Origin of the sequence: Klebsiella spallanzanii, from assembly GCF_902158555.1 — a bacterium.
GTDB lineage: Bacteria > Pseudomonadota > Gammaproteobacteria > Enterobacterales > Enterobacteriaceae > Klebsiella > Klebsiella spallanzanii.
Genome location: NZ_CABGGS010000012.1, coordinates 19,703 through 42,025 on the forward strand (window position 1 = coordinate 19,703; position 22,323 = coordinate 42,025).

Consider the following 22,323-nt stretch of genomic DNA (forward strand, 5'->3'; position numbering starts at 1 on the left):
TCCTTTTTTTACAGCCAGTTTTTACGCTTAAAGTACAGATACGGCGCCAGACCGGCGAGCATCATAAAGACAATCGCGCCGGGATAGCCGAAGCTCCAGTGCAGCTCGGGCATAAATTCGAAGTTCATCCCATAGCTGGAAGCCACCAGCGTCGGCGGCAGAAAGACCACGGAAACCACCGAGAAGATCTTGATGATGCGGTTCTGCTCGATGTTGATAAAGCCCATCGCCGCCTGCATCAGGAAGTTGACCTTCTGAAACAATGATTCGTTATGCGGCAGCAGGGATTCGATATCGCGCAGGATCTCACGCGCCTGCTCCAGCTGGCCCGCAGGCAAACGAGCCTTACGCACGAGGAAGTTGAGCGCGCGCTGGGTATCCATCAGACACAGGCGAACTTTCCAGCCGATATCTTCCTGCTCCGCCAGCGTAGAGAGCGCCTCGTCGTAATCATCGCCCTGACGGCCTTCCATAATCACCCGGCTGAGCTTTTCCAGGTCGCTATAGATGTTTTCAATTTCATCCGCCAGTTGCTCGATTTTGGTTTCGAACAGGTCGAGCAGCAGCTCGTAGGCATTACCGTCAACCATCGACTGGTTACGAACGCGCATACGATACAGGCGGAAAGCGGGCAGCTCCCGCTCGCGCAGGGTGAACAGACGCCCTTCACGGATAGTAAACGCCACGGTAGAGTTACCGGCGTGATCCTCTGCATCTTCAAAAAAGAAAAATGAGTGGATATGTAGGCCGTCTTCGTCCTCAAAGAAACGCGCTGACGCTTCGATGTCTTCCAGTTCCGGGCGCGTCGCCAGGTTCTGGCCCAATTCCGTTTGCACGCGGCTTCGTTCATCGTCGTCAGGCTCGACCAGATCGACCCACACCGAACTGGCGAGGTGCTTGATCTCATCGGCTTCCAGGCGCGTTAAACGATTGTTTTCCAGTTGAAATGCGCTCAGCATGACCGGGACTCCCAATGCAAAAAAATTATCGGACAGTTCGGTGGGCACACAGAAACAATTTGGGTTTCAGACCATTAAGCCTGACTCAGAGCGACGGGAATAGAACGAGTCGCCGACAACCGCTAAGGCTATCAGCATAAGAGGATAGCCTTAGGAGTTGTTCCTGATGGACAGGAAATTGAGCCAGCATCTACTGGGTGTGTCCAAGGCGAATGTCCTCTTAGCGTAATCGTGCGCGCATGTTACGCCAGCGCAAAAACGGCGTCAACACGCAACGGAACGCTAAAGAGCAAATCAAGCTCCTTAACGTATAAAGGTAGCAGAATATTACAAAATAATGATATTTTTCTTAATGTTACACTGTTTCCAGCCGGGCATAAGCGGCAACCAGCCATTTGATCCCCTGCCCCTGAAACGCAACCTGCAGGCGACTATGCTCGCCGCTGCCTTCAAGGTTCACGATAGTGCCTTCGCCAAACTTGGCATGGCGCACGCGCTGGCCCAGCTTATAGCCGGTATCGTTTTCCGCCATCGGCGTCCCCATGCGCTGATGGCTCACCGGACGACTCACCGTTGCGCGCAGCCGCACCTCTTCTACGCAGGATTCCGGCAGCTCGCCGATAAAGCGCGACGGGCGGTGATAAACCTCTTTGCCATACAGGCGTCGGGTTTCCGCGTAGGTCAGGGTCAGTTTTTGCATCGCACGAGTCACGCCAACGTAGGCCAGGCGGCGCTCCTCTTCCAGACGCCCACCCTCATCGAGCGCCATCTGGCTCGGGAACATCCCCTCTTCCACGCCGACGATAAACACCTGCGGGAACTCCAGCCCTTTCGCTGAGTGCAGGGTCATCAGCTGTACCGCATCCTGCCAGGTGTCCGCCTGCCCTTCGCCCGCTTCCAGCGCAGCGTGGGAAAGGAACGCCTGTAGCGGCATCAGGTCTTCATCTTCTTCGTTGTAGCTAAACTGGCGCGTTGCCGTCACCAGTTCCTCTAAGTTTTCGATGCGGGTCTGGCCTTTCTCGCCTTTCTCCTGCTCGTACATCATGCGCAGACCGGAGTCTTTAATCACCCGGTCGGTCTGCACGTGCAGCGGCATATCGGCGGTCTCTTGGGCCATCGCGTCAATCAGCTCCATAAAGCGCTGTAAGGCGCTGGCCGCGCGCCCGGCGAGAACTTTATCTTTTAACAGCTCGCGGCAAGCCTGCCACAGGGTCATCTGGCGGTCGCGTGAAGTCTGGCGCACCACATCAAGAGTGCGATCGCCAATACCGCGCGTTGGGGTATTCACCACGCGCTCAAACGCCGCGTCGTCGTTACGGTTGGCGATCAGGCGCAGGTAGGAGAGCGCATCTTTGATCTCCTGGCGTTCAAAGAAGCGCATGCCGCCATAAATACGGTACGGCATGCTGGCCTGCAGCAACGCCTCTTCCAGCACGCGCGATTGGGCGTTGCTGCGATAGAGGATCGCGCACTGCTCCAGCGCCCCGCCGTTCTCCTGCCAGGTTTTAATACGGTTAACAACAAAGCGCGCTTCATCAAGATCGTTAAACGCGCAGTAGAGCGAAATCGGCTCGCCGTCGGCGCCGTCGGTCCACAGCTTTTTGCCCAGACGCCCGCTGTTGTTCTCAATCAGGGCGTTCGCCGCGCTGAGGATATTGCTGGTCGAACGATAGTTCTGCTCAAGACGGATGGTTTCTGCGCCAGGGAAGTCGTTGAGAAAGCGCTGGATATTTTCCACCTGCGCGCCGCGCCAGCCGTAAATGGACTGATCGTCATCGCCGACGATCATTACCTTGCCGGTATCGCCCGCCAGCAGGCGGATCCACGCGTACTGAATGTTGTTGGTATCCTGGAATTCGTCCACCAGGATATTGGTAAAACGCTCGCGGTAGTGCTGCAGAATATGCGGTTTGTTGAGCCACAGCTCGTGCGCGCGCAGCAGCAGCTCGGCGAAGTCCACCAGCCCTGCGCGATCGCAGGCTTCCTGATAGGCCTGGTACACCTTCTGCCAGGTCTGCTCAACCGGGTTGCCGTAGCTCTGAATATGGTGCGGACGCAGCCCTTCATCTTTCTGGCTGTTGATGTACCACATGGCCTGACGCGGCGGCCACTGCTTCTCATCCAGATTCATCGCCTTAATCAGGCGCTTCAGCAGACGCAGCTGGTCTTCGCTGTCGAGGATCTGGAAATCCTGCGGCAGGTTGGCGTCAAGGTGATGAGCGCGCAGCAGGCGGTGCGCCAGCCCGTGGAAGGTGCCGACCCACATACCGCCCTGGGTGGTGCCCATCAGTTGACCAATACGATGGCGCATTTCCGCCGCCGCTTTGTTGGTAAAGGTCACCGCCATAATGGAGTAAGGGGAACAGTTCTCCACGCTCAGCAGCCAGGCGATGCGATGTACCAGTACGCGCGTCTTACCGCTGCCCGCTCCAGCCAGAACCAGCATGTTAGTACGTGATGCCGCAACGGCTTCACGCTGTTTGTCATTGAGGCTGTCGAGCAGGTAAGAAACGTCCATTGGCACCGCCGGAAATGAGGCGCCCGGCAACGTTACATTCACCGGGCTACTGTTAATTTATACAGAACTACTGACGATTATATCAGCGAGGTCAGAGATGCCAACCGTGAAATTTCGATGTGCGGCAGTAGACGGCTGTCGGTGGTGTGCATCAGGTCTGCCAACTGCGGTTTGATCCAGCAAGCCTGCATGCCGCAGCGAATGGAGCCCGCCACATCGGTGGTCAGATCGTCACCGACGTGCAGAATCTGGCCCAGCGGCAGCTCCAGTCGTTCTGCAGCCAGGTGATACATATCGGCAAAGGGTTTCGAGCGCCCGTCCGGACCCGCGCGCAGCACAAAGCGGAAGTAGTCGCTCAGGCCAAAAAGCTCCGGCTGGGCATTGCCATTGGTAATCGCCACCAGCGGCCATTTTTCGGCGAGTTTCGCCAGCGTATCGTGCGTCTCTTGCGGAATGTCGATCAGACTGCGCCAGTGGGCGAAGTTAGCCATCGCTTCGTCTGCCCCCGTCTTCGCCTGCGCCGCAGAAAGCCCGGCGTTGATCATCCCAAGCTCCAGCGCGCGGCGGCGCCACTCGGTGACATCGTGGTAAATATCCGGTTCCGACACCAACAGCGTCTGGCGCAGTTGGTTCAGCTCGCTGGCATCAAATTGGCTCAGCGAAGGATGATAGCTGCGCACAAAGCTCAGCGACTCATGCAGCGTCCGGTCAATCACCGGGCGGTTGTCATAAAGGGTATCGTCCAGGTCAAACGTCAGTGCTGAAATCTGGCCCAGAGGTCGGTAAAAACGCATTATTTCCCCCGTTTGGCGCGCGGATGCGCCGCATCGTACACCGAAGCAAGGTGTTGAAAATCAAGATGGGTATAAATTTGAGTGGTGGAGAGGTTGGCATGGCCCAGCAGCTCTTGTACCCCGCGCAGATCGCCGCTCGACTCCAGCATATGGGTCGCAAAGGAGTGGCGCAGCTTATGCGGATGTACATGGCTATTGAGGCCTTGCTTAATGCCCCATTCGGCAAAGCGCTTTTGTACATTACGCGCTGAAATTCGCTTGCCCAACTTAGACAGAAAGAGCGCATCATCATCGGTACCAAAAAGACCGCGCAGGTCGAGCCAGTGCTCAATCCATAACACTGCGTTACGGCCAATAGGCAGGCGGCGCTCTTTGCTGCCTTTGCCCATCACCCACACCTCGCCGGACTCCAGATCAAGGTGCTTAATGTTGAGGTTTACGAGTTCTGATAGACGCAGGCCCGCACCGTACATCACTTCCAGCATCGCCCTGTCGCGTACCGCCAGCGGATCGTTCAGATCGATATCGAGCAGCCGATTAACGTCGTCGACATCAATATTTTTCGGTAAATGGCGTGGTATTTTCGGTGCCGAAATCCCCTTCGCCGGGTTGGCCGTGAGTTCGCCCTGACTCACCAGCCAGTCAAAGAAGCTACGTAATGCCGAGAGGCGTAAAGCCAGGCTGGCTGGCCCCAGCCCCTGACGACGGCTGCGCACCGCCAGGCTACGGACCTGGGCGGCATCGCACTGCTGCCAGCGTTTAAGCCCACCGTTTTCCGCCAACGCGATAAGCGTTTCCAGCTGGCGACGGTAGTTCAGCAGCGTTATCGGACTTAGCTGACGCTCGACGCCGAGATAGCGTAAAAAGCGTTCTACGGGAGCAAGCAGAGGTGAGTCGGTCATGCGCGCTCAATCCAGCGCTCCAGCAATCCGGGGAGCATTGAAGCAATCTCCTGCAACAGCTGCGTTCCCTGCCCTTGCTGATAATGTTGGGGATCGCGACTGCTGAAGAACATGACGCCGGGAGCATCATCGCCGCCGAGCAGCGACATTGCGACCGAACCGATGGCTTTCGCTTCCGGCAGCGCGACCAGCAGTTCCGGGCCGTTTAATGAGCCAAGATAATGGCGTTGCTGTCCAAGACGCTGAATGCGGATAGGTTCAAACGCCTGCCGACTCAGCGCCAGATGAGTGAATTTGGAGGGCGCGCCGAGCCGCCAACAGTCAGGAAACAGGCGCACCGTCGCCCCCGCCAGCCCCAGCTCACGCGCCCAACGATGAAAGCGATTCAGCATTTCATCGAGGCTATCAGCCGACGCCAGCCGCGTTTGCAGATGAAACAAACGCTGAAACAGGCTTTCGTTCGCCGTTGCCTGCTCCATCAGCAGCGTCATGTTCTCTTCCAGCACGTTGATATGATTCCGCGCCCGCGCCATGTGCCATTCCACCAGCGATACCGAACCACGCACCGGATGCGGAACCGACATGTGTTCCACCAGAGCCGCATTACGAATAAAGAATTCAGGATGTTGCAACAGATAGTCCACCACTGCGCGATCGTTCAGCTCGCTGGCGAGTTCCTGCTGTTCTTCCCCGACTTGTTTCATAAATGAATAAATCCGTCATAGACATGTGCCGCCGGGCCAGTCATATACAACGGTTGGCCCGGGCCTTTCCAGGCGATATCAAGACGCCCGCCGGGTAATTCCACGCGGACCTCTTCGCCCAGTAATCCCTGCTGGATACCGACAGCCGCCGCCGCACAGGCGCCGCTTCCGCAGGCCTGCGTTTCGCCCGCGCCGCGTTCATACACGCGCAGACGAATATGGGAACGGCTGACCACCTGCATAAAGCCAATGTTCGCCCGCTCCGGGAAGCGCTCGTGGTTTTCCATCACCGGGCCGAGCGATTCCACCAGCGCGGTTTCCACATCATCAACCTGAATGACGCAGTGCGGGTTGCCCATCGACACCACGCCGCACAATACTGTCTGTTCGGCGGCGCGCATGATATAGGTCTTTTCCGCTTTGTTAGCGCGGAACGGTACCTGCGACGGCTCGAAGTTCGGCTCGCCCATATTCACGCGCACCAGATCGTCTTCCGTTACGCTTAATACCATACGACCATTCGATGTGCTCACGCGGATATCACGCTTGTTGGTCAGACCTTTCAGGCGCACAAAGCGGGCGAAACAGCGCGCGCCGTTGCCGCACTGTGCCACTTCGCTGCCGTCGGCGTTGAAGATGCGATAGTGGAAATCAAGCTCGGGATCGTAAGGCGGCTCAACCACCAGCAGCTGATCGAAGCCCACGCCAAGATGCCTGTCCGCCAGACGGCGAATCAGCTCCGGTGAGAAAAAAACATTCTGTGTTACCGCGTCAACGACCATAAAGTCGTTGCCAAGGCCATGCATTTTAGAGAACTGCATCTTCTACTCCAGCTACGCGGAACTGTCAGTAATTCACCTGGGTCGGGCCACCGCTATCGCCGCGATCGTTACGATCCGGCGTAGAGCTCTGAACACCGCTATCAACCGGTTTAGTCGGCGGAGGCGCCGTTTTATCCGCTGGCGGGAAATAAAGCGGCCCTTTCAGGCCACAGCCAGTAAGGCTGAAGACCGCTAATAAAACGGCAAGCGTTGGGAAAACGTTTTTCATGGATAGTTGCCCGTGATTCATTCTTTCTGCTTTCTATCATCGCAGGAGAAGACGTAAAAGCAAGCGTTTAGGGCAGCTTTATGAAATCTGAAAAGCGGCCTCCCGCCAAGGTTAACGCACTAAAACGTTGCCAGGTATGCTCTAGTGATTCATTAACCTTTATGTTGTCAGGATGACCAGGTGATGAAGAAAAAGCTGCTTTGCGTACTTGTCGGGACGTTAGCAATACCGACCGCGTGGGGGTGTCGCGTAAGCCCCATATATAATGCGTACCAGAAACAGGGCCGCGATGTGGTTTATGTGAGTGGGGTAAACTATCAAGATTCAGTCACCCTCACTCATCTACCCGAAGTCAACTTCAGCAAACTACGACTTCTACGCGATCCAGCGCGCCCTGAGGAGTGGCGTTATAATGAAGAACCGCCGGAGTCTGATTATATCTACGAAGGCGTAAACTCCACGAAGCTCACCACCGCTTATTATTCTGATGGCCGCTATGTGATATGGGCCGGAGAGATTGTACGCAACCCTCCCGGTACGCCCGCCGTAGATATCGCTACGTTCCGCATTTTTGGCCGTTTCGCCGCCGATAAACACAGTCTTTATTTCGATGGCAAACGCACCGAAGCAAATCAGGGCGTGGATATGGCAACCTTAGCAGCGGTGCCATTTGGTGAGCCGTGGTATAACTCTAACGGCCCGGGTTCCGCAACCGTTTTACGCGACCAACACCATCTTTACCTGCGCGGGCATCGGGCGGATAACCCCGACAGCTTTCGCGTTCTGGCGCAAAAACCCTGGGATCAGCGGGGGATGTTTTATTCTATCAACGCCTGCGCAGACGTACCTATCGGCCCGTGGGACACGCTGGCGCGCACCACAACGCAGGTGATCATCAATGGCCTGGCGCTGGACGCCGACCCTGACTCTTTTACCGTTGTACGCTGGATCCCCGGCACCCTGCTCATCTATCGCGATAAAAACGGCGTCAGGCGCATCAGCCTGGATCTGAAGGACAAAAGCGCCGGGACGCCGAATCACGCGCTGGGCAGCAAAGACTGTTCAGCCACCTTTAATATGCTCGAAGATAAGGTCACGTGGCGCAAAACGTGGCAAGGGGAAGATTGTGAGGTCGAAACCCTCCCGGGCCTCGATCCAGAACAGTTTCATCCGCTTAACAACAGCGTGGCGCAGTATCAGGACCGCCTGTACTCGGTAAAAACGTCGGAATTCGGCGAAGATTATCTGGAAGTTATCACGCTGGACGACCCGAATCTGGTGATCAACAAACGCTTTAGCGCCGATAAGCATCATGGATATTTGCTGACCACCAAAGAGGAGCTGGAGGTCTTTGATTCCGCCGGGCCACTGGTGCTTTTAGGTGCACGTATTCCAGATGAATGGGAAGCGCATACCGAAGACAGTCAATACCGCCCCAACTGGTTTGCCCGCGACGATCGCTATGTTTACGTCTTCACCGGCGCACAGCTCTACCGCTATAAAACGGCCTGGCCGCACTATGCACATGTTACAGGCCAGCGGGATAAAGGCGGTTACGGCTTTACCTATTCCAGAATCGGCGGCACGCTGGTGACGCTGGAAGGCTATTACTATCAGGATCAGTTTGCCCCACGGAAAAATAAGTCACCGGGACAAGAAACCCAAGGATGATGTAATGCACATAAAATTCACGCTGCTAACCACTTCGCTCTTCCTGCTTATACCGCAGGCGCAGGCCACCACCTGGAGCTATAGCCCGGCCTCATGGAGTGAAAATGCGCCAGAAATCTTAGTCTACAGGAAGAGCATCGACGACGAACAAGCACGTTTCGACGGCATTAAATATGATGATCTGCGCCGGGCGGTGGATTTAAACGGCAAGCAAGAAAAGTACTTTTACAGCGATCGTTCTACCGAAGATGATGAATTTTTTTACTGGGTGACCGATGGCCGTACGATGCTCTGGCGCGGGCAGCGGGTAATGAATCCGCCCACAACGCCCACCATCGATATCGCCAGCTTTCGCGCCTACGACCGCTTTGCCGTAGATAAATACAGCATTTATTTCAACGGCAAGCGGGTCGCCAGCAATCTCGGTAGCTCACACGTTGATCTTACAACGCTCAGAATGAACGCCGGCAGAAACGCCACCACGCTGGCGGATAACAACACCCTCTATCTGAAGGGGCAGCCGCAGGGCTTTGGCTCCGCGCATAACGTCGAATGGCTGGGAGAGAAAAGCTGGGATGCGTGCGGCCAGATCGCTGCGAATCTGGAAAACAAACCCTCTGATATCCTTATCCGCTTCGCTAACCACATTTACCTGAATGGCGAACCGCTTAGCGCCGACGCGAATAGTTTTCAGGTCGTGCGCTGGATACCCAATTCGCTGCTGATTTATCGCGATAAAAACGGTACTACCCGCCATATCTTTGGCGGCAGGAAAGGTAAAACCGTCGATTGCGAAGGGCCTTTTATCGTCGGCGAAACCGACGTGCGGTGGCAAAAAACGGGCAGAAGCGAGGAACAGGCGGAGGTTTTACCCGGCGTTGACCCGGAGCATTTTCGTTTACTCACCGATAACGTCGCGCAATATCGCGACCGCCTGTACGTGGATAAACTGTCGTTCTTCGGTGAAAAACAGCTGGAGATCGTGACGCTGGACACGCCGGATCTGGTGATTAATAGCCGACTCAGCGCGGGGAAAAGCCACGGCTATTTTATTCGCCAGTTCGGGGATGTTCAGGTATTTACCCCCGCCGGAACGCTGCATATTCGCAGCGACGAGCCGGATTATGACGATCGCTACGTGTACACCTGGAGCCGTAGTCAGCTTTATCGCCATGCCAGCGGTTGCCCACAGGAGTCCAGATTTGACACAGACGCAGAGGGAGATTCAAAGCTCACTCTCGTTGACCAGTGTCTTAAAAATTAGCGATGGTCAACAAATCCTGTGGGCGGGTAAAAAAGTTATCGATGCGGACGTTGCCAGCTTCCCGCCAACGGCCGCTTCGCCGCCGATAAACTCAACCTCTACTTTGACGGCGCGCGTACCGACGATAACCCCGCAGATAATCCGCTGGATATGGCGACGCTGGATGTCCGGTTCATTGCTGATTTATATCGTGAAAGACCGCGATTTGCTCGACCAGCGCCTGAGTATTATAAAAATTGCCGACCCGGAGTTAGAGCTGGATATCGGGATTAACGTTACCGATAGCAATCGTGCTTACGTAATTAGCGAGGGTAACGTTCGGACCGTCCGGACCGCTGGCAAGATGGTGCGCATAAAACAGCCCGACGGTGACTTTTCACCGCTATTCGCTCATGACGATCGCTATGTCTATGCATTCCTGGAAGGCGATATGTGGCGCTATAAAACGGCGCGGCCTGAAGCAGCATATATAGATGATTTTGACGATTTGATTATTGATGAAGGTAAATATCGTCTCTACGGCGCCGAAAGCAAATTCATCCCTCACGGCACAGCGGAGAAAAAGAGATGATGGGTTTTCCCGGTGGCGCGGGCCGGGCTACGGGTTCACCGCCGTCTGCGAAGCGGTAGCCCGGACAGATGCGCAGCATCGCCTCCGGGAACCAGCGCGCAACGCCGCTTCCAGGACTTACCCCCAGCATTTTTTTAGCACCTGTATCGACTGCACAATATCCGCCTCCATAACCCCAGCAAATCCCAGCACGATACCGTAATGGTGGCGGCTTTCCGGCGTGTCGGGGATCCACAGCGCGCTCAGCGGCGTAATCTCAACCCCAGCCGCCTGAGCCTGGCTCACAAGGCGACTTTCCGTTTCAGCATCATCCAGCGTAATCGCCGCATGTAGCCCCGACGCCACCTCCGGCATTACCCCGATATGGCTCAGATGCTGATTCCATTCCGCCAGCAGCAAATCGCGGCGGCGTTTGCTGATCCTGCGCATCCGCCGGATATGGGGCTGAAAATGACCTTCCGAAATAAAGCTCGCCATCACCTGCTGATCGTTCATCGGCGGCTGGCGAGTCGAGAGCGTGCGCAGCAGGTTCAGCGGCTCCACCAGCTGCTGCGGAACCACCATATAGCCCAGACGCAGCGCGGGATACATCACCTTTGAAAACGAGCCGATATAGATAACCCGGTGGCGGTTATCCAGCGCGGCGAGCGGCATCAGCGGCGTGCCGTTATAGCGGTACTCGCCGTCATAATCATCTTCTATAATCCACGCCTGCTGCTTTCTGGCCCATTCCAGCAGCGCCATCCGTCGCGACAGCGACAGCGTCGCCCCCGTCGGGTACTGGCACGATGGGCTGACGTAGATCATTCGGGCATCGGGATGATCGGCCAGCTGCGCCGTCTGAAGCCCCTCGTCATCGACATTAATCGCTTTAATATTCAACCCCAGACAAGAAAAGACCCCCGCCGCCGCCCAGTGGCAGGGGTTTTCCATAATAACCTCCTGCCCTACGTGCAGCAGCAGGGCGGTACAGAGCATAATCGCCTGCTGCGCGCCGAGAGTAATAATGACCTGAGCCGGATCGCACTTCAGCCCGCGCGAGGTGTGCAGATAGCTGGCAATCAGCTCCCGTAGCTGGAGATCTCCCGCCGGCACGCCGTAGCCCATCTGCGCGATGGGCCGACGCCGCCAGAAACGGTTCTGTAGCCGCGACCAGGTTTCAAACGGGAAGTGGTCCACCGCGGGCATCCCGATACGAAACGCTTTCGGCGGGCCATCATGGACAAAATGGCGGTTAAACCGCGCCGTCAGCGGAAAACGTAAATCTACGCGCAAAGCGGGAATTTCCGGTACCTCCGGCCCCTCCTCTGCCTCCTGCCCCCGATAGCGAATATAGGTACCATCTCCCTGCCGGGTCTCAATCAAATCGTCGGCATATAAACGTTCGTAGACCGATACCACCGTATTACGCGAAACGCCCAGTAGCCGCGCCAGCTCACGCGTGGCAGGTAGCTTCGCGCCGTGAAGGCCTGGCGTGCTCACCATCTTCTCTCTCAGCGCCTGATAGAGCTGCTCGCTGCGTCTACGCCCGGCATCCAGCTTAATCCCGGTTAAATCAAAAGGCAGAGTGACCGGCAAATTGGCACCTTAATCTCGTAGGTTTTTGGCACTGTTATACATCCAATATGACTATTAGCATAGATGTATTAATACTCATGATGAATGTTATGCCTTTCATCACCTTCTGAACCCTGAAAGATCGAGCCTATTATGTCAGCATCAGAAATCACGATTTTTGCCGCTAAAAAAATTATTACTATGTGCCCGAACCGCCCGGAAACGACCCACGTTGCGGTCCGCGGCGACCGTATTTTAGGCACCGGTACGCTTGAAGAACTCTCCGGTTTTGGCGAATACCAGCTCGACAATACCTTTGCCGATAAAGTGCTGATGCCGGGCCTGATTGAAGCCCATTCACACGTCACCGGCGGCGGCATGTGGCAGTTCCCTTATGTGGGCTACTACGACCGCCCGGACCATACCGGTAAGGTCTGGAAAGGCTGCCGCTCCTTTGATGACGTCGTCAGCGCGCTGCAGGCCGTTGAACGTGAGATGACCGATCCGCACGCGCCGCTTATCGCCTGGGGCGTTGACCCGATTTATTTCGGCAGCGAAAAGCTGGGCCGCGAGCATCTGGACCGCGTATCCACCACCCGTCCGGTCGCCGTTATCCATATGAGCATCCATCTGATGGGCGCCAACACCGCCGCGCTGCACGATTGCGGGATTTTTGACGATTGCCAGATTGAAGGGGTGGTGAAAAACGCCGACGGTACGCTGCACGGCGAACTGGTGGAGTTCGCCGCCATGGGGCCAATCCTGAACAAATATGGCTTCTGGGACGAACTGACTACCGAAATCGCCATCGCCAATTTCGGCCAGGAAGCGTTCCGCGCGGGCTGCACCAGCGCCGCCGATATGGGCCTGACCGATTTCAGCAACCCGGAACTGATGACCAACTACATCCGTATGACTCGCGAAGAAGACTTCCCGATCCGTCTGCTGGTGGCCTACGGCCCTCCGTTCGTCAAAAAACCGTTCCAGGAAGCACTGGATTTCGCGCCGGACGTGATGCGCCACGGTCACGAAAAAATGCACTTCGGCCCGATGAAAATCTTCCTCGACGGCTCTATCCAGGGCGGTTCCGGGCGTATGCTGGAGCCATTCTACTATCTGGACGGCCACAACGGCGCGTGGAACGCCACCCCGGAAGAGGTGGAGCAGCAGGTCTACGACATTATGTCCCGCGGCTATCAGGTTCACTGCCACTGTAACGGCGATGAAGCCTCGGAAGCGTTTATTAAAGCCGTCGAGAAAACCCTGAATCGCATTCCGGCGGTTAACCACCGCGCGGTGATGCAGCACGCGCAGATGCTGCGTGAAGATCAGTTCAAGCGCATCAAAGAGATCGGCATGTGCGTCAACTTCTTCAGCAACCACGTCTACTACTGGGGCGATCAGCACTACAGCAAAACCATGGGCCCGGAGCGCGCGATGCGCATGGACGCCTGCGGCAGCGCGGTGCGTCACGGTATTCCTTTCGCCTTCCACAGCGACTGCGGCATCACCCCCATCAACCCGCTGTTCACCGGCTGGTGCGCGGTTAACCGCCTGACGGCTTCCGGGCGCGTGCTGGGCGAAGCGGAGAAAATCACCGTCGATCAAGCGCTGTACGCGATGACCCTCGGCGCGGCGTGGACCATGAAGATGGACCACCTGATCGGCAGCATCGAATGTGGCAAATACGCCGACTTCACCGTGCTGGAAGACGATCCGCAGGCCATCGAGCCTATCCAGCTTAAAGACGTGAAGGTCTGGGGCACCGTGCTGGGCGGTAAGAAACAGCAAATCCAGTAACCCTTTTGCGAACGTGACCCACCCGACGCCAGCGTCGGGTGGATAGCTATTGTCTGAAATTAACCACAGAACACAGTTATGACAAAGAAATCCGTTAATTACTCTGCGGGAGCATCGCATAATGCCTCCGCTGACACCGCCATGAAGTGGCTGCCGCTGCTGGTGCTGTGTCTTGCCCAGCTCTCAACGTCCGGCGATAACGCCACCCTGAGTATCGCCACCGGCGCGCTGGTCAGCGACCTGCACGCGTCGATGGATCTCATCAGCATCGCCAACGCCATGTACTCGCTGGCCGCAGGTTCCCTGATGGTCGCCGCCGGGATGGCCGGGCTTATCGTCGGCTGGAAAAAAACCTTCCGCATCGGCTGCGCGCTGCTGTTCCTTGCCGAACTGACCGCGTATTTCTCGCCGAACATGCTGGTCTTCACCTACGGCGCCCGCCTGCTTTCCGGCATCGGCGGAAGCTTTATGATCCCTTCGGTACTGGGGCTTATCGCCAGTAACTACAAAGGCCGCCAGCAGGCGATCGCCTTTGGCGCTATCGGCGCAGCAAGCGGGGTTTCCTTCGCCGCCGGGCCGTTGATTTGCGGCCTGCTGGTTGACCATCTCGGCTGGCGCGCGGCCTTTGCCGCCATCGCCTGCCTGTGTATCGTGATCTTCAGCGGCTCCTTCCTGGTGCCGACGCCGGCCAAACCAGAACGCAAAGTGGTGTTCGATCTGCCGGGCGTGGTCCTGACCGTTATTGGCCTGTTCAGCGTGATCCTCGGCTTCCTGAAGGTATCGAGCTGGGGTCTGTTCACGCCGTTCAACGCGCCGTTCACCGTGATGGGCCTCAGCCCGGCGCCGTTCCTGGTGCTGTTTGGCCTGATCGTGCTGGCGATTATGCTCAAGTGGGAGCACCATCGCGAAGCCACCACCGGCAGCGCGCTGATCCCGCTATCGTTCCTCGCGACGCCGCAGGTGCGTAACGGTCTATATCTGACGGCGTTTATCTTCCTCGCCTACGGTTCCGGCATTTTCGTCACCGTGAGCTTTGTGCAGGTTGTCGCCGGACTGAACGGTATCGAAACCGGCCTGCTGATCCTGCCGTTTGCGCTGGGCGTGGTGGTCTGCTCGCTGGGCCTGCCGATCGTCTGGAAAAATGCGAACCCGAAACGGATGTGCCAGAGCGCGCTGTTAATCGGCACATTAGGCTCCGTCCTGTGCATCTTCGGCTTTGGTCCGTCCGATTTCAGCATGATCGTACCGGTAGGGATGTGTCTGATTGGCGTCAGCATGGGTATCGTTTCCGCCTACTCCAGCTATATTGTAACCAGCGCCCTGCCGGCGCGGGATGCGCAGCAGTCCGGCGGCGTCCAGGCGACATCGCGTAACGTCGGCCAGGCGATCGGCGTGGCGGTCTGCGGCATGGTGATGCTGACGGCAATCACCATGACGGTACAGGATATGGCGAGCCATGACGCTTCGCTGAGCCAGGATACGCAGCAGAAAGTGGCGAATATTTCCGTCATCCCTTACCTCAGCGATACTGGCTTCTCGAAGCTGATGCTGGACCAGGGCGTTAACCAGAAAGATGTGACGGAGTTGAACCAGGTGTACAAAACCGCTCGTCTGAAAGCCACGCGGGCGGGTATGGTGGCGACCGCGGTCATGACGCTGCTGTTTTTATTCGGGACACGCAATCTTCCTGTCCGCGCCAAAGGTTCCGATGACGCCGCAGGAGAAGAACCGCGTGCTAAGAAGTCTAAAATCTGAGTTAAGACTTAAAAATAACTAACAACAACGCGCCCCTCCCGCGAGGAAGGGCGCGTTTTTTCGTTTCTATTAAGAAGGAACAATCTGTGACCAATAACCCTACACCTAAAAACTGGTTACCTTTGATTGTCTTGTGTTGCGCACAATTTCTGGCCTCCGCCGACAACGTGACGTTAAGCATTGCGACGCAGGCGCTCATGAACGACCTGCACGCTACGCTTGGGCAGATTAGTACAGCGAATACCATGTACCCGCTGATCGCGGGCACGTTTATGGTCGCAGGTGGAATGCTGGGGTGCATCTGGGGCTGGCGGATGCTGTTTCGCATTGGCTGCCTGATTTTTATCCTCGCCGAAGCCTGCGCCTTTTTTTCGCCCTCCATCACCGTCTTCACCTAGGGCGCCCGTCTGGCCGCCGGGATTGGCGGCAGCCTGATGATCCCCGCTGTGTTCGGACTGATCTCCGCGCTGTATCAGCAGCGACGACGAGTCGCCGCTTTTGGCGCGCTTGGCGCCTCCAGCGGCATATCGTTCGCCTGTGGGCCAATTTTATGCGGATATTTGCTGGACCACACGGGCTGGCGCATCGCCTTTGCCTCGCTGGGTCTGCTGGCGCTGCTTATCCTGCTCTGTTCTGCCATCATCCCTGCAGCAGAAAAAAAACGCACATCAATTCCGTTCGATACTCCGGGTTTTCTGTTAGGTACTCTCGGGCTGTTTCTGACTATTTTCGGCATTCTACGCATCCCCGTCTGGGGGCTGATTATGCCTTTTAACGCCGACACCACCTTTCTCGGCCTGAGCCCCGCGCCTTTTGTCACCCTCTCCGGCCTTATCGTGCTGCTGGCGATGTTGCGCTGGGAACGCCACTTTGAAGCCCGCACCGGCTACGCGCTGCTTCCCGCCGTCTTCCTCCATACCCGCCTGGTACGCCACGGACTCTGCCTCACCGGATGGATCTTCTTCGCCTACAGCTCCGCCATTTTCACCGTGGTCAGCTTTGCGCAGATCGTCAAAAACTTATCGGCAATGGAAACCGGAATGCTGATATTGCCGTTCGCAATTTGCCTGTCCGCCTGCTCGCTGGGGTTGCCGCTGTGTATCCACCAACGCAATCCCCGCCGCCAGTGCCAGATGGGGCTACTCGCGGGGATGGTCGGCGCGCTCGCCGCAGCCGCGGCGCTGCACGTGAGCGGCTTCAATCACTGGCTGATGGCATCGGGACTGTGTCTGATCGGCGCGGGTATGGGGACGATAGCCGCCAATGCCCCGGTTCTGGTCACCACCGGCGCCGGAAACCAGCACGCGGAACAGTCCGGCGGCGTTCAGGCCGCTTCGCGCGATATCGGACAGGCGTTGGGAATGGCGCTCATCAGTACGGTGATGCTGACGTTCTTAACTTTTTCGATGAAATATCAGGTTCAACACGACCTGGCGATCGGGCAATCCGCCAGGCAGATAATCGAGCATCTGGCTTTTGTCCCCTGGATTAGCGATCGTGCCTTTCATCAGTTTATCCAGACGCAAAACCTGGCGACCGACGATCTCTTTGGCATCCTGCGGCATTATCAGCAGAGCCGGATGCAGAGCACGCGCTATGGGCTGCTGGCAATGGTGGTCATCACCCTGGTGCTGCTTATCCGCCTGCGCAATCTGCCGAAGTCAGCGTAGATTGCGCTATACTGCCGCCACTATCAAAAAAGCGGGACAAAACCATGAACGACAGTGAATTCCATCGCCTGGCCGATACCCTGTGGATGACCATCGAAGAACGTCTGGATGACTGGGACGGCGACAGCGATATCGACTGTGAAATCAACGGCGGCGTGCTGACCATCAGCTTTGAAAACGGCAGCAAAATTATTATCAACCGTCAGGAGCCGCTGCATCAGGTGTGGCTGGCAACAAAACAAGGCGGCTACCATTTCGACTTAAAAGGCGATGAGTGGGTTTGCGACCGTAGCGGTGAAACCTTCTGGGATCTGCTGGAACAGGCGGCAACGAATCAGGCCGGTGAAGAAGTGAGTTTTCGCTAAGGTAGCAAACTTCGATTTTCCCCGGAGGCGCTGCTAACGCATCTGTCCGGGCTACACGATACCGCACGTACTCGTAGCCCGGGCAAGCGAAGCGCCCTCGGGAAGTTCACCGGCACCAGATTTCAGACCGGTCACTCCCCCGCATCAGGTTCAGGAATAGTGCTGCAGCATCGGCGATGTTGCAGAATCCTGGCCTGCCGAAATGGCGGCTGCAATCACCTGGCTGCGGAAGGGAATCACCTGCTCCCGCCCGTCGACATCAACAATCTGATAGAACTGCGGCAGGTTAAAGTTGATAAAGCTGGAACCGTAGGTAAAGCGATCGTGCGATGATGAATAGAAGCGGCTGACATCACGCACCAGCTCCTCTTTGCTACCTTCGCAGTGGTGATACACCTCGGCGCGGTTGCTCTCATCAAGGATATAGATGTTAAAACCGTTGTCGTTATCCGCATCTTCAAAGAAGAACTGAATAATCCCTTCGCTGGCAAAGCCATCCACCACCTGCGGCAGCCTGACCTGGTTGGTTTCCACCTGTACCGACAGGCCGTGCAGTTTGTTATGCGAAATCGCGCCATAGAATTCGATGGCGTTTTCCAGCTTCTGCACCGAGACGTTAAGACGCTCGAAGAACAGCCCCCAGGTTTGCCCGGAAACGCGCAACGCTTTAAAACGCCCGGTATCCTGGCGGGTACTGGAAAGACGCAGTTCAACGCATTCAGATACCAGTTGCTGCACGCGAGTACGTATAAGGCCGCGCAAATGCTGGCTATAGCAGAACACTTCCACGCTATCCGGCGGCGCGGCGTCCTGATGCATCTTGCCGAGAATGGTTTTCAGCGCTTCGATCATCGCCTGCTCGCCGTTGAAGTGCAGCGTACGCACTTCGTTCCACGAGTTGCGATACAGCAGATCAACGCTGCCAATCAGGCATTTTTGCTCTTCACCAAAGCTGAAAACGTCCAGCTTGCGGAAGTCAAAATGCACCACCTGATTGCGGAAGGCCGCCGTCGGGTCATATTCCAGGTTTACGATGATCGCCAGATGGCGAATTTCGCACGGGCTATACAGCGCTTTAGGCGTCGGAGACGGCAGGCGCAGCGGGAAGTGGTGCGATACGTCGGCGACCATTTCCTGCAATTTAGCCAGATCGACAATGCCGTTGCCCTTAATAAACAGGCGAGTTCGTGACGTCAGCAGGCCGTTAAACCAGGCCCAGGCCACCAGCTTATTAAGATAACGGTTATATTCCAGCGGCTGATGACTGATGATCGACTCCATATCCGGCGCACGGTTATAAACATACCAACCGGTACGGTTGGCACGGCCCGGCGGCACATGGATAAAGGTCAGATTCGGCTCAGACAGATCCGGAGAAATTTGCGGGTTCACCAGGGTGACTTTCCCCGGCAGCGCTTCAAATGCGGCGTACAGCTTACGCGTCAGCACGCCAATATCCTGCGGACTGGCGGAAACGCTCAGGTTATTGCGGCGCGCGAAGCGAATCAGGTTACGATAGCTCTGCATCATCGCATCAAGCAGCTCGTTGTGCGCTTTACGGACTTCGTCAATCTTCCAGTTGGCCCGGTTGTCGAGCATCATCAGACGCTTTTCATCCCAGCCCCACTCTTTTACCAGGTGACTGACCACTTCGCGACGCCAGCCAACGCAGGCGCGCTCGCGGCTGAGCTTTTCACAGACTTTTAAATAGAAACATCGACGCACCAGATCGAGACGCGTTTCGTCTTCAATGGCCTGCAGATAGAGCGTCACGCGCTCCAGCATCATGCAGTAAGGATCGAGACCGAACGAGACAATTTCACCGTCATGCAGACGCTGTTTGATATCTTTCGCCAGCAGACGGTTGTTGGGATACTCCCAGGAGTAGGCTTCCAGCAGCAGCGTCTTCAGCACCGCCTTATAGGGTGAGTCGATACTTTTATAGAGCTGCCACAGGCTGGCGCCGAAGTACTCTTCTGCCGACAGAGAACTGAGCCCGCCAAGATCCAGCCATTCGTTCGGCGTCAGCACGCCCTGCGCGTAGAGGCTCATGACGTAATCGTCGTAATGCTCCTCTTCTTCGCACGGCACCATGTTCCACAGAATACGTTTCCCAGCCAGACGCACCGCAGTACGGTAAAACTCATCCAGCAGCAGGATATGCTGAGTGGAACCGCAATCTTCGCCGCCGAGACTGCCGCTTTCATTATGACGGAAGCGGTTTTCGTCGATCAGGAAGAAGCTGACTTCAACGCCGAGCGATGCCGCCCAGCTTTCCAGCAGGCTGCATTTACGCTGCAACAGCTGACGCTCTTCGGTATCCAGCCAGGACTGATGGCAAACCCAGATATCAAGGTCGGAAGAGCAGCTTTGGCCAACGGAAGAAGTACTGCCCATAGAATAAAGGCCGGTAATCGGCAGCTCGCCTTTCGGCGGCTCCTGGGTCAGCATTCCACGGTGGAGTTCGAGTTCGTCAAGGTAGTGACGTTGGGTTTCATCAGGCGTGTAGAGGCAAATGCCGCGGGGAACGTTACCGTCAAGGTAACCCGGCATCAGCGGGTGATGATAATGTAGTAATGTCGGCAGTAGACTGTAAACCTGCTGGAAAGCGGGTCCCATTGCAGCAAGGGCGCGATCCACGCGCAATTGGTTGATGGCATCCAGTCTCTGTTTCAGTGTCTCAATATAGAGGTACAAGACATATCGCCTGATGTTCAAAAACCCGACGTACAATAGTACGGAGAGTTTCAGTATTTCAACAAAAACCGTCACCATTCGTCGTCGGTGTGGTTGTGATGAACTGCTGACTGACAAATGGTTTAAAACGTGATCAATCTAACACCTTGCGGATTGACCGTAAAGAAAGATGCGCTACATACAAGTGTAGCACCCTTTACTATGTGTAAATTCTTCACTACGTTTGCGGCAACCCGCAAACGCATGAAAGGCTAAAAAAGATAGCCGCGACCCTTATCCCCACAAAACTAACATCCCTAAGACAACAATGTTAGGATGGTTAGTGGTCGACTATGACGGTAACAAGCATGTTAGACAAAGTTTTGAGAATTGCCACACGGCAAAGCCCGCTTGCGCTATGGCAGGCACATTATGTGAAAGAGCGTCTGGAGTCCTGTCATCCGGGGCTTTCTGTTGAACTGGTGCCGATGGTCACCCGCGGCGACGTGATCCTTGATACTCCCCTTGCAAAAGTGGGCGGTAAGGGTCTGTTTGTCAAAGAGCTGGAGCTGGCCATGCTGGATGGTCGCGCCGATATCGCCGTCCATTCCATGAAAGACGTGCCGGTGGAATTTCCCGAAGGCCTGGGGTTGGTCACCATTTGCGAACGTGAAGACCCGCGCGATGCCTTCGTCTCAAATCACTATGCTTCCATTGATGAACTGCCACACGGCAGTATCGTTGGCACGTCAAGTTTACGTCGCCAGTGCCAGCTAGCCGCCGATCGTCCGGATCTGGTGATCCGCTCTCTGCGCGGTAACGTTGGCACACGTCTGAGCAAGCTCGATAACGGCGAGTATGACGCCATTATTCTTGCAGCAGCAGGGCTCAAACGCCTGAATCTGGAAACGCGTATTCGTCAACCGCTAACGCCGGAACAATCCCTGCCCGCCGTCGGCCAGGGCGCCGTTGGCATCGAATGCCGCCTGGACGATGAGTGGACGAAAGCTTTGCTTGCACCGCTGAACCATACGGAAACGGCCATACGCGTACGCGCCGAACGAGCGATGAACACCAGGCTTGAAGGCGGGTGCCAGGTGCCTATCGGCAGCTATGCCGAACTGATCGACGGTGAGCTATGGCTGCGCGCGCTGGTTGGCGCGCCGGATGGCTCGCAAATGGTGCGCGGCGAGCGGCGTGGTCGCCCGGAAGATGCCGAAACGCTCGGCGTCTCCCTCGCCGAAGAACTTCTGGATAACGGTGCTCGCGACATTCTCGCCGTCGTCTATGCGGGAGAAGCCCCGCAATGAGTATCCTGGTCACCCGTCCGCTGCCGCAAGGCGAAGAGTTAGTCAGCCGCCTGCGCGCGCTGGGACGCGTGGCCTGGAGCTTTCCGCTCATTGAATTTACTCCGGGCCGTCAGCTTCAGGAGCTGGGCGGTCAGTTAGCAGGCCTCAAGGCGGGTGATTTACTCTTCGCGCTATCGCAGCACGCCGTTGAGTTTGCCCACGCTCGCCTCCAGCAACAACGGCTGCGCTGGCCCTCTGCACCTGATTATTTTGCGATTGGCCGCACTACTGCGCTGGCCCTACACAAAGTCAGCAGTCATGATGTTCGCTATCCGTTAGATCGGGAAATCAGCGAAGTCTTGCTACAATTACCTGAATTACAAAACATTGCGGGGAAAAAGGCGCTCATCCTGCGCGGTAACGGTGGGCGAGAATTACTCGGTGACACGCTCCGTGAACGCGGTGCCGATGTCACTTTTTGTGAATGTTATCAACGTAGTGCAAGGCACTATGATGGCGCAGAAGAAGCAATGCGCTGGCAGTCTCGTGGGGTTTCGACGCTGGTGATTACCAGCGGCGAGATGCTGCAACAGCTCTGGACGTTAATACCGCAGTGGTACCGCGAACGTTGGCTCCTTAACTGTCGCATTTTAGTTGTCAGTGAGCGTCTGGCCGAACAGGCCAGGGCATTGGGCTGGCAGGATATCCAGGTTGCCGATAGCGCCGACAACGATGCGCTGCTACGCGCATTACAATAACTCTCAACATTGGAAGCCAT

The 22,323-nt window shown here is 56.4% G+C and carries 20 protein-coding genes; 10 read left to right on the forward strand and 10 right to left on the reverse strand.

The window, feature by feature from the left end; translation table 11 throughout:
- Positions 1-8: 8 nt before the first annotated feature.
- The 8 genes from corA to lptM all read right to left on the reverse strand — a co-directional run bounded on the left by corA (position 9) and on the right by lptM (position 6,927).
- The gene (corA, locus tag FN082_RS11270; protein ID WP_139537386.1) at positions 9-959 is read right to left on the reverse strand and encodes a magnesium/cobalt transporter CorA; all 951 of its coding nucleotides are present in this window, start codon (positions 957-959) and stop codon (positions 9-11) included.
- A gap of 150 nt (positions 960-1,109) precedes the next feature.
- Entirely contained in the window at positions 1,110-1,166 is a 57-nt protein-coding gene (gene ysgD, locus FN082_RS30475; protein ID WP_350494802.1) for a YsgD/CorL family protein, read from the reverse strand.
- A gap of 148 nt (positions 1,167-1,314) precedes the next feature.
- Complete coding sequence (uvrD, locus tag FN082_RS11275) at positions 1,315-3,477, reverse strand: DNA helicase II (RefSeq protein WP_142463020.1); 2,163 nt, start codon at positions 3,475-3,477, stop codon at positions 1,315-1,317.
- Between the two features lie 77 nt (positions 3,478-3,554).
- Positions 3,555-4,271, reverse strand: coding sequence for a 5-amino-6-(5-phospho-D-ribitylamino)uracil phosphatase YigB (gene yigB, locus FN082_RS11280; protein ID WP_139537384.1), 717 nt, complete (start codon positions 4,269-4,271; stop codon positions 3,555-3,557).
- The gene (gene xerC, locus FN082_RS11285; RefSeq protein WP_139537383.1) at positions 4,271-5,173 is read right to left on the reverse strand and encodes a tyrosine recombinase XerC; all 903 of its coding nucleotides are present in this window, start codon (positions 5,171-5,173) and stop codon (positions 4,271-4,273) included. The genes yigB and xerC overlap by 1 nt, the downstream gene beginning before the upstream one ends.
- Positions 5,170-5,877 (reverse strand): DUF484 domain-containing protein, encoded by a 708-nt coding sequence (locus tag FN082_RS11290; RefSeq protein ID WP_139537382.1) that lies wholly within the window; start codon positions 5,875-5,877, stop codon positions 5,170-5,172. The genes xerC and FN082_RS11290 overlap by 4 nt, the downstream gene beginning before the upstream one ends.
- Positions 5,874-6,698, reverse strand: coding sequence for a diaminopimelate epimerase (gene dapF, locus FN082_RS11295; RefSeq protein ID WP_139537381.1), 825 nt, complete (start codon positions 6,696-6,698; stop codon positions 5,874-5,876). The genes FN082_RS11290 and dapF overlap by 4 nt, the downstream gene beginning before the upstream one ends.
- 25 nt (positions 6,699-6,723) lie before the next feature.
- Positions 6,724-6,927 (reverse strand): LPS translocon maturation chaperone LptM, encoded by a 204-nt coding sequence (gene lptM, locus FN082_RS11300; RefSeq protein WP_142463019.1) that lies wholly within the window; start codon positions 6,925-6,927, stop codon positions 6,724-6,726.
- A 183-nt stretch (positions 6,928-7,110) separates the two neighbouring features.
- Between lptM and FN082_RS11305 the strand changes: the two genes are divergently transcribed.
- From FN082_RS11305 to FN082_RS11315, 3 genes are read left to right on the forward strand one after another with little or no spacing between them, the layout of a single operon-like run.
- A complete protein-coding gene (locus tag FN082_RS11305; RefSeq protein ID WP_407929260.1) occupies positions 7,111-8,598 on the forward strand; it encodes a DKNYY family protein in 1,488 nt (495 codons plus the stop codon).
- Between the two features lie 4 nt (positions 8,599-8,602).
- A complete protein-coding gene (locus FN082_RS11310) occupies positions 8,603-9,862 on the forward strand; it encodes a DKNYY family protein (RefSeq protein WP_142981590.1) in 1,260 nt (419 codons plus the stop codon).
- Positions 9,840-10,433: a hypothetical protein gene (locus tag FN082_RS11315; RefSeq protein WP_142981591.1), complete on the forward strand. Its 594-nt coding sequence runs from the start codon at positions 9,840-9,842 to the stop codon at positions 10,431-10,433. The genes FN082_RS11310 and FN082_RS11315 overlap by 23 nt, the downstream gene beginning before the upstream one ends.
- A gap of 117 nt (positions 10,434-10,550) precedes the next feature.
- On the opposite strand, the gene pdxR is transcribed toward FN082_RS11315, so the two are convergent.
- The gene (pdxR, locus tag FN082_RS11320; protein WP_139537375.1) at positions 10,551-12,011 is read right to left on the reverse strand and encodes a MocR-like pyridoxine biosynthesis transcription factor PdxR; all 1,461 of its coding nucleotides are present in this window, start codon (positions 12,009-12,011) and stop codon (positions 10,551-10,553) included.
- A gap of 132 nt (positions 12,012-12,143) precedes the next feature.
- On the opposite strand from pdxR, the gene FN082_RS11325 reads away from it, so the two are divergent.
- The 5 genes from FN082_RS11325 (at position 12,144) to cyaY (ending at position 17,580) form a co-directional block, all read left to right on the forward strand.
- The gene (locus FN082_RS11325; RefSeq protein WP_142981592.1) at positions 12,144-13,790 is read left to right on the forward strand and encodes an amidohydrolase; all 1,647 of its coding nucleotides are present in this window, start codon (positions 12,144-12,146) and stop codon (positions 13,788-13,790) included.
- A gap of 78 nt (positions 13,791-13,868) precedes the next feature.
- Complete coding sequence (locus tag FN082_RS11330) at positions 13,869-15,545, forward strand: MFS transporter (RefSeq protein WP_142981593.1); 1,677 nt, start codon at positions 13,869-13,871, stop codon at positions 15,543-15,545.
- Positions 15,546-15,631: 86 nt separating this feature from the next.
- Positions 15,632-15,943 carry an MFS transporter gene (locus FN082_RS30180; protein ID WP_235892123.1) on the forward strand — a complete coding sequence of 104 codons (312 nt, stop codon included), beginning with the start codon at positions 15,632-15,634 and terminating at the stop codon, positions 15,941-15,943.
- Positions 15,944-15,952: 9 nt separating this feature from the next.
- Positions 15,953-17,215 carry an MFS transporter gene (locus FN082_RS11335; protein WP_268887525.1) on the forward strand — a complete coding sequence of 421 codons (1,263 nt, stop codon included), beginning with the start codon at positions 15,953-15,955 and terminating at the stop codon, positions 17,213-17,215.
- Between the two features lie 44 nt (positions 17,216-17,259).
- Entirely contained in the window at positions 17,260-17,580 is a 321-nt protein-coding gene (gene cyaY / locus FN082_RS11340; RefSeq protein WP_139537372.1) for an iron donor protein CyaY, read from the forward strand.
- A 150-nt stretch (positions 17,581-17,730) separates the two neighbouring features.
- On the opposite strand, the gene cyaA is transcribed toward cyaY, so the two are convergent.
- A complete protein-coding gene (gene cyaA, locus FN082_RS11345) occupies positions 17,731-20,277 on the reverse strand; it encodes a class I adenylate cyclase (protein ID WP_139537371.1) in 2,547 nt (848 codons plus the stop codon).
- Between the two features lie 347 nt (positions 20,278-20,624).
- On the opposite strand from cyaA, the gene hemC reads away from it, so the two are divergent.
- Positions 20,625-21,566: a hydroxymethylbilane synthase gene (hemC, locus tag FN082_RS11350; protein WP_142463014.1), complete on the forward strand. Its 942-nt coding sequence runs from the start codon at positions 20,625-20,627 to the stop codon at positions 21,564-21,566.
- Entirely contained in the window at positions 21,563-22,303 is a 741-nt protein-coding gene (gene hemD / locus FN082_RS11355; protein WP_139537369.1) for a uroporphyrinogen-III synthase, read from the forward strand. The genes hemC and hemD overlap by 4 nt, the downstream gene beginning before the upstream one ends.
- Positions 22,304-22,323: the final 20 nt, after the last annotated feature.

Excerpts from the sequence above, each read along its gene's own strand:
- corA (WP_139537386.1), bottom strand. The coding sequence starts at position 959 with ATGCTGAGCGCATTTCAACTGGAAAACAATCGTTTAACGCGCCTGGAA.
- uvrD (WP_142463020.1), bottom strand. The coding sequence starts at position 3,477 with ATGGACGTTTCTTACCTGCTCGACAGCCTCAATGACAAACAGCGTGAA.
- yigB (WP_139537384.1), bottom strand. The coding sequence starts at position 4,271 with ATGCGTTTTTACCGACCTCTGGGCCAGATTTCAGCACTGACGTTTGAC.
- xerC (WP_139537383.1), bottom strand. The coding sequence starts at position 5,173 with ATGACCGACTCACCTCTGCTTGCTCCCGTAGAACGCTTTTTACGCTAT.
- FN082_RS11290 (WP_139537382.1), bottom strand. The coding sequence starts at position 5,877 with ATGAAACAAGTCGGGGAAGAACAGCAGGAACTCGCCAGCGAGCTGAAC.
- dapF (WP_139537381.1), bottom strand. The coding sequence starts at position 6,698 with ATGCAGTTCTCTAAAATGCATGGCCTTGGCAACGACTTTATGGTCGTT.
- lptM (WP_142463019.1), bottom strand. The coding sequence starts at position 6,927 with ATGAAAAACGTTTTCCCAACGCTTGCCGTTTTATTAGCGGTCTTCAGC.
- FN082_RS11305 (WP_407929260.1), top strand. The coding sequence starts at position 7,111 with ATGAAGAAAAAGCTGCTTTGCGTACTTGTCGGGACGTTAGCAATACCG.
- FN082_RS11310 (WP_142981590.1), top strand. The coding sequence starts at position 8,603 with ATGCACATAAAATTCACGCTGCTAACCACTTCGCTCTTCCTGCTTATA.
- FN082_RS11325 (WP_142981592.1), top strand. The coding sequence starts at position 12,144 with ATGTCAGCATCAGAAATCACGATTTTTGCCGCTAAAAAAATTATTACT.
- FN082_RS11330 (WP_142981593.1), top strand. The coding sequence starts at position 13,869 with ATGACAAAGAAATCCGTTAATTACTCTGCGGGAGCATCGCATAATGCC.
- cyaY (WP_139537372.1), top strand. The coding sequence starts at position 17,260 with ATGAACGACAGTGAATTCCATCGCCTGGCCGATACCCTGTGGATGACC.
- hemC (WP_142463014.1), top strand. The coding sequence starts at position 20,625 with ATGTTAGACAAAGTTTTGAGAATTGCCACACGGCAAAGCCCGCTTGCG.
- hemD (WP_139537369.1), top strand. The coding sequence starts at position 21,563 with ATGAGTATCCTGGTCACCCGTCCGCTGCCGCAAGGCGAAGAGTTAGTC.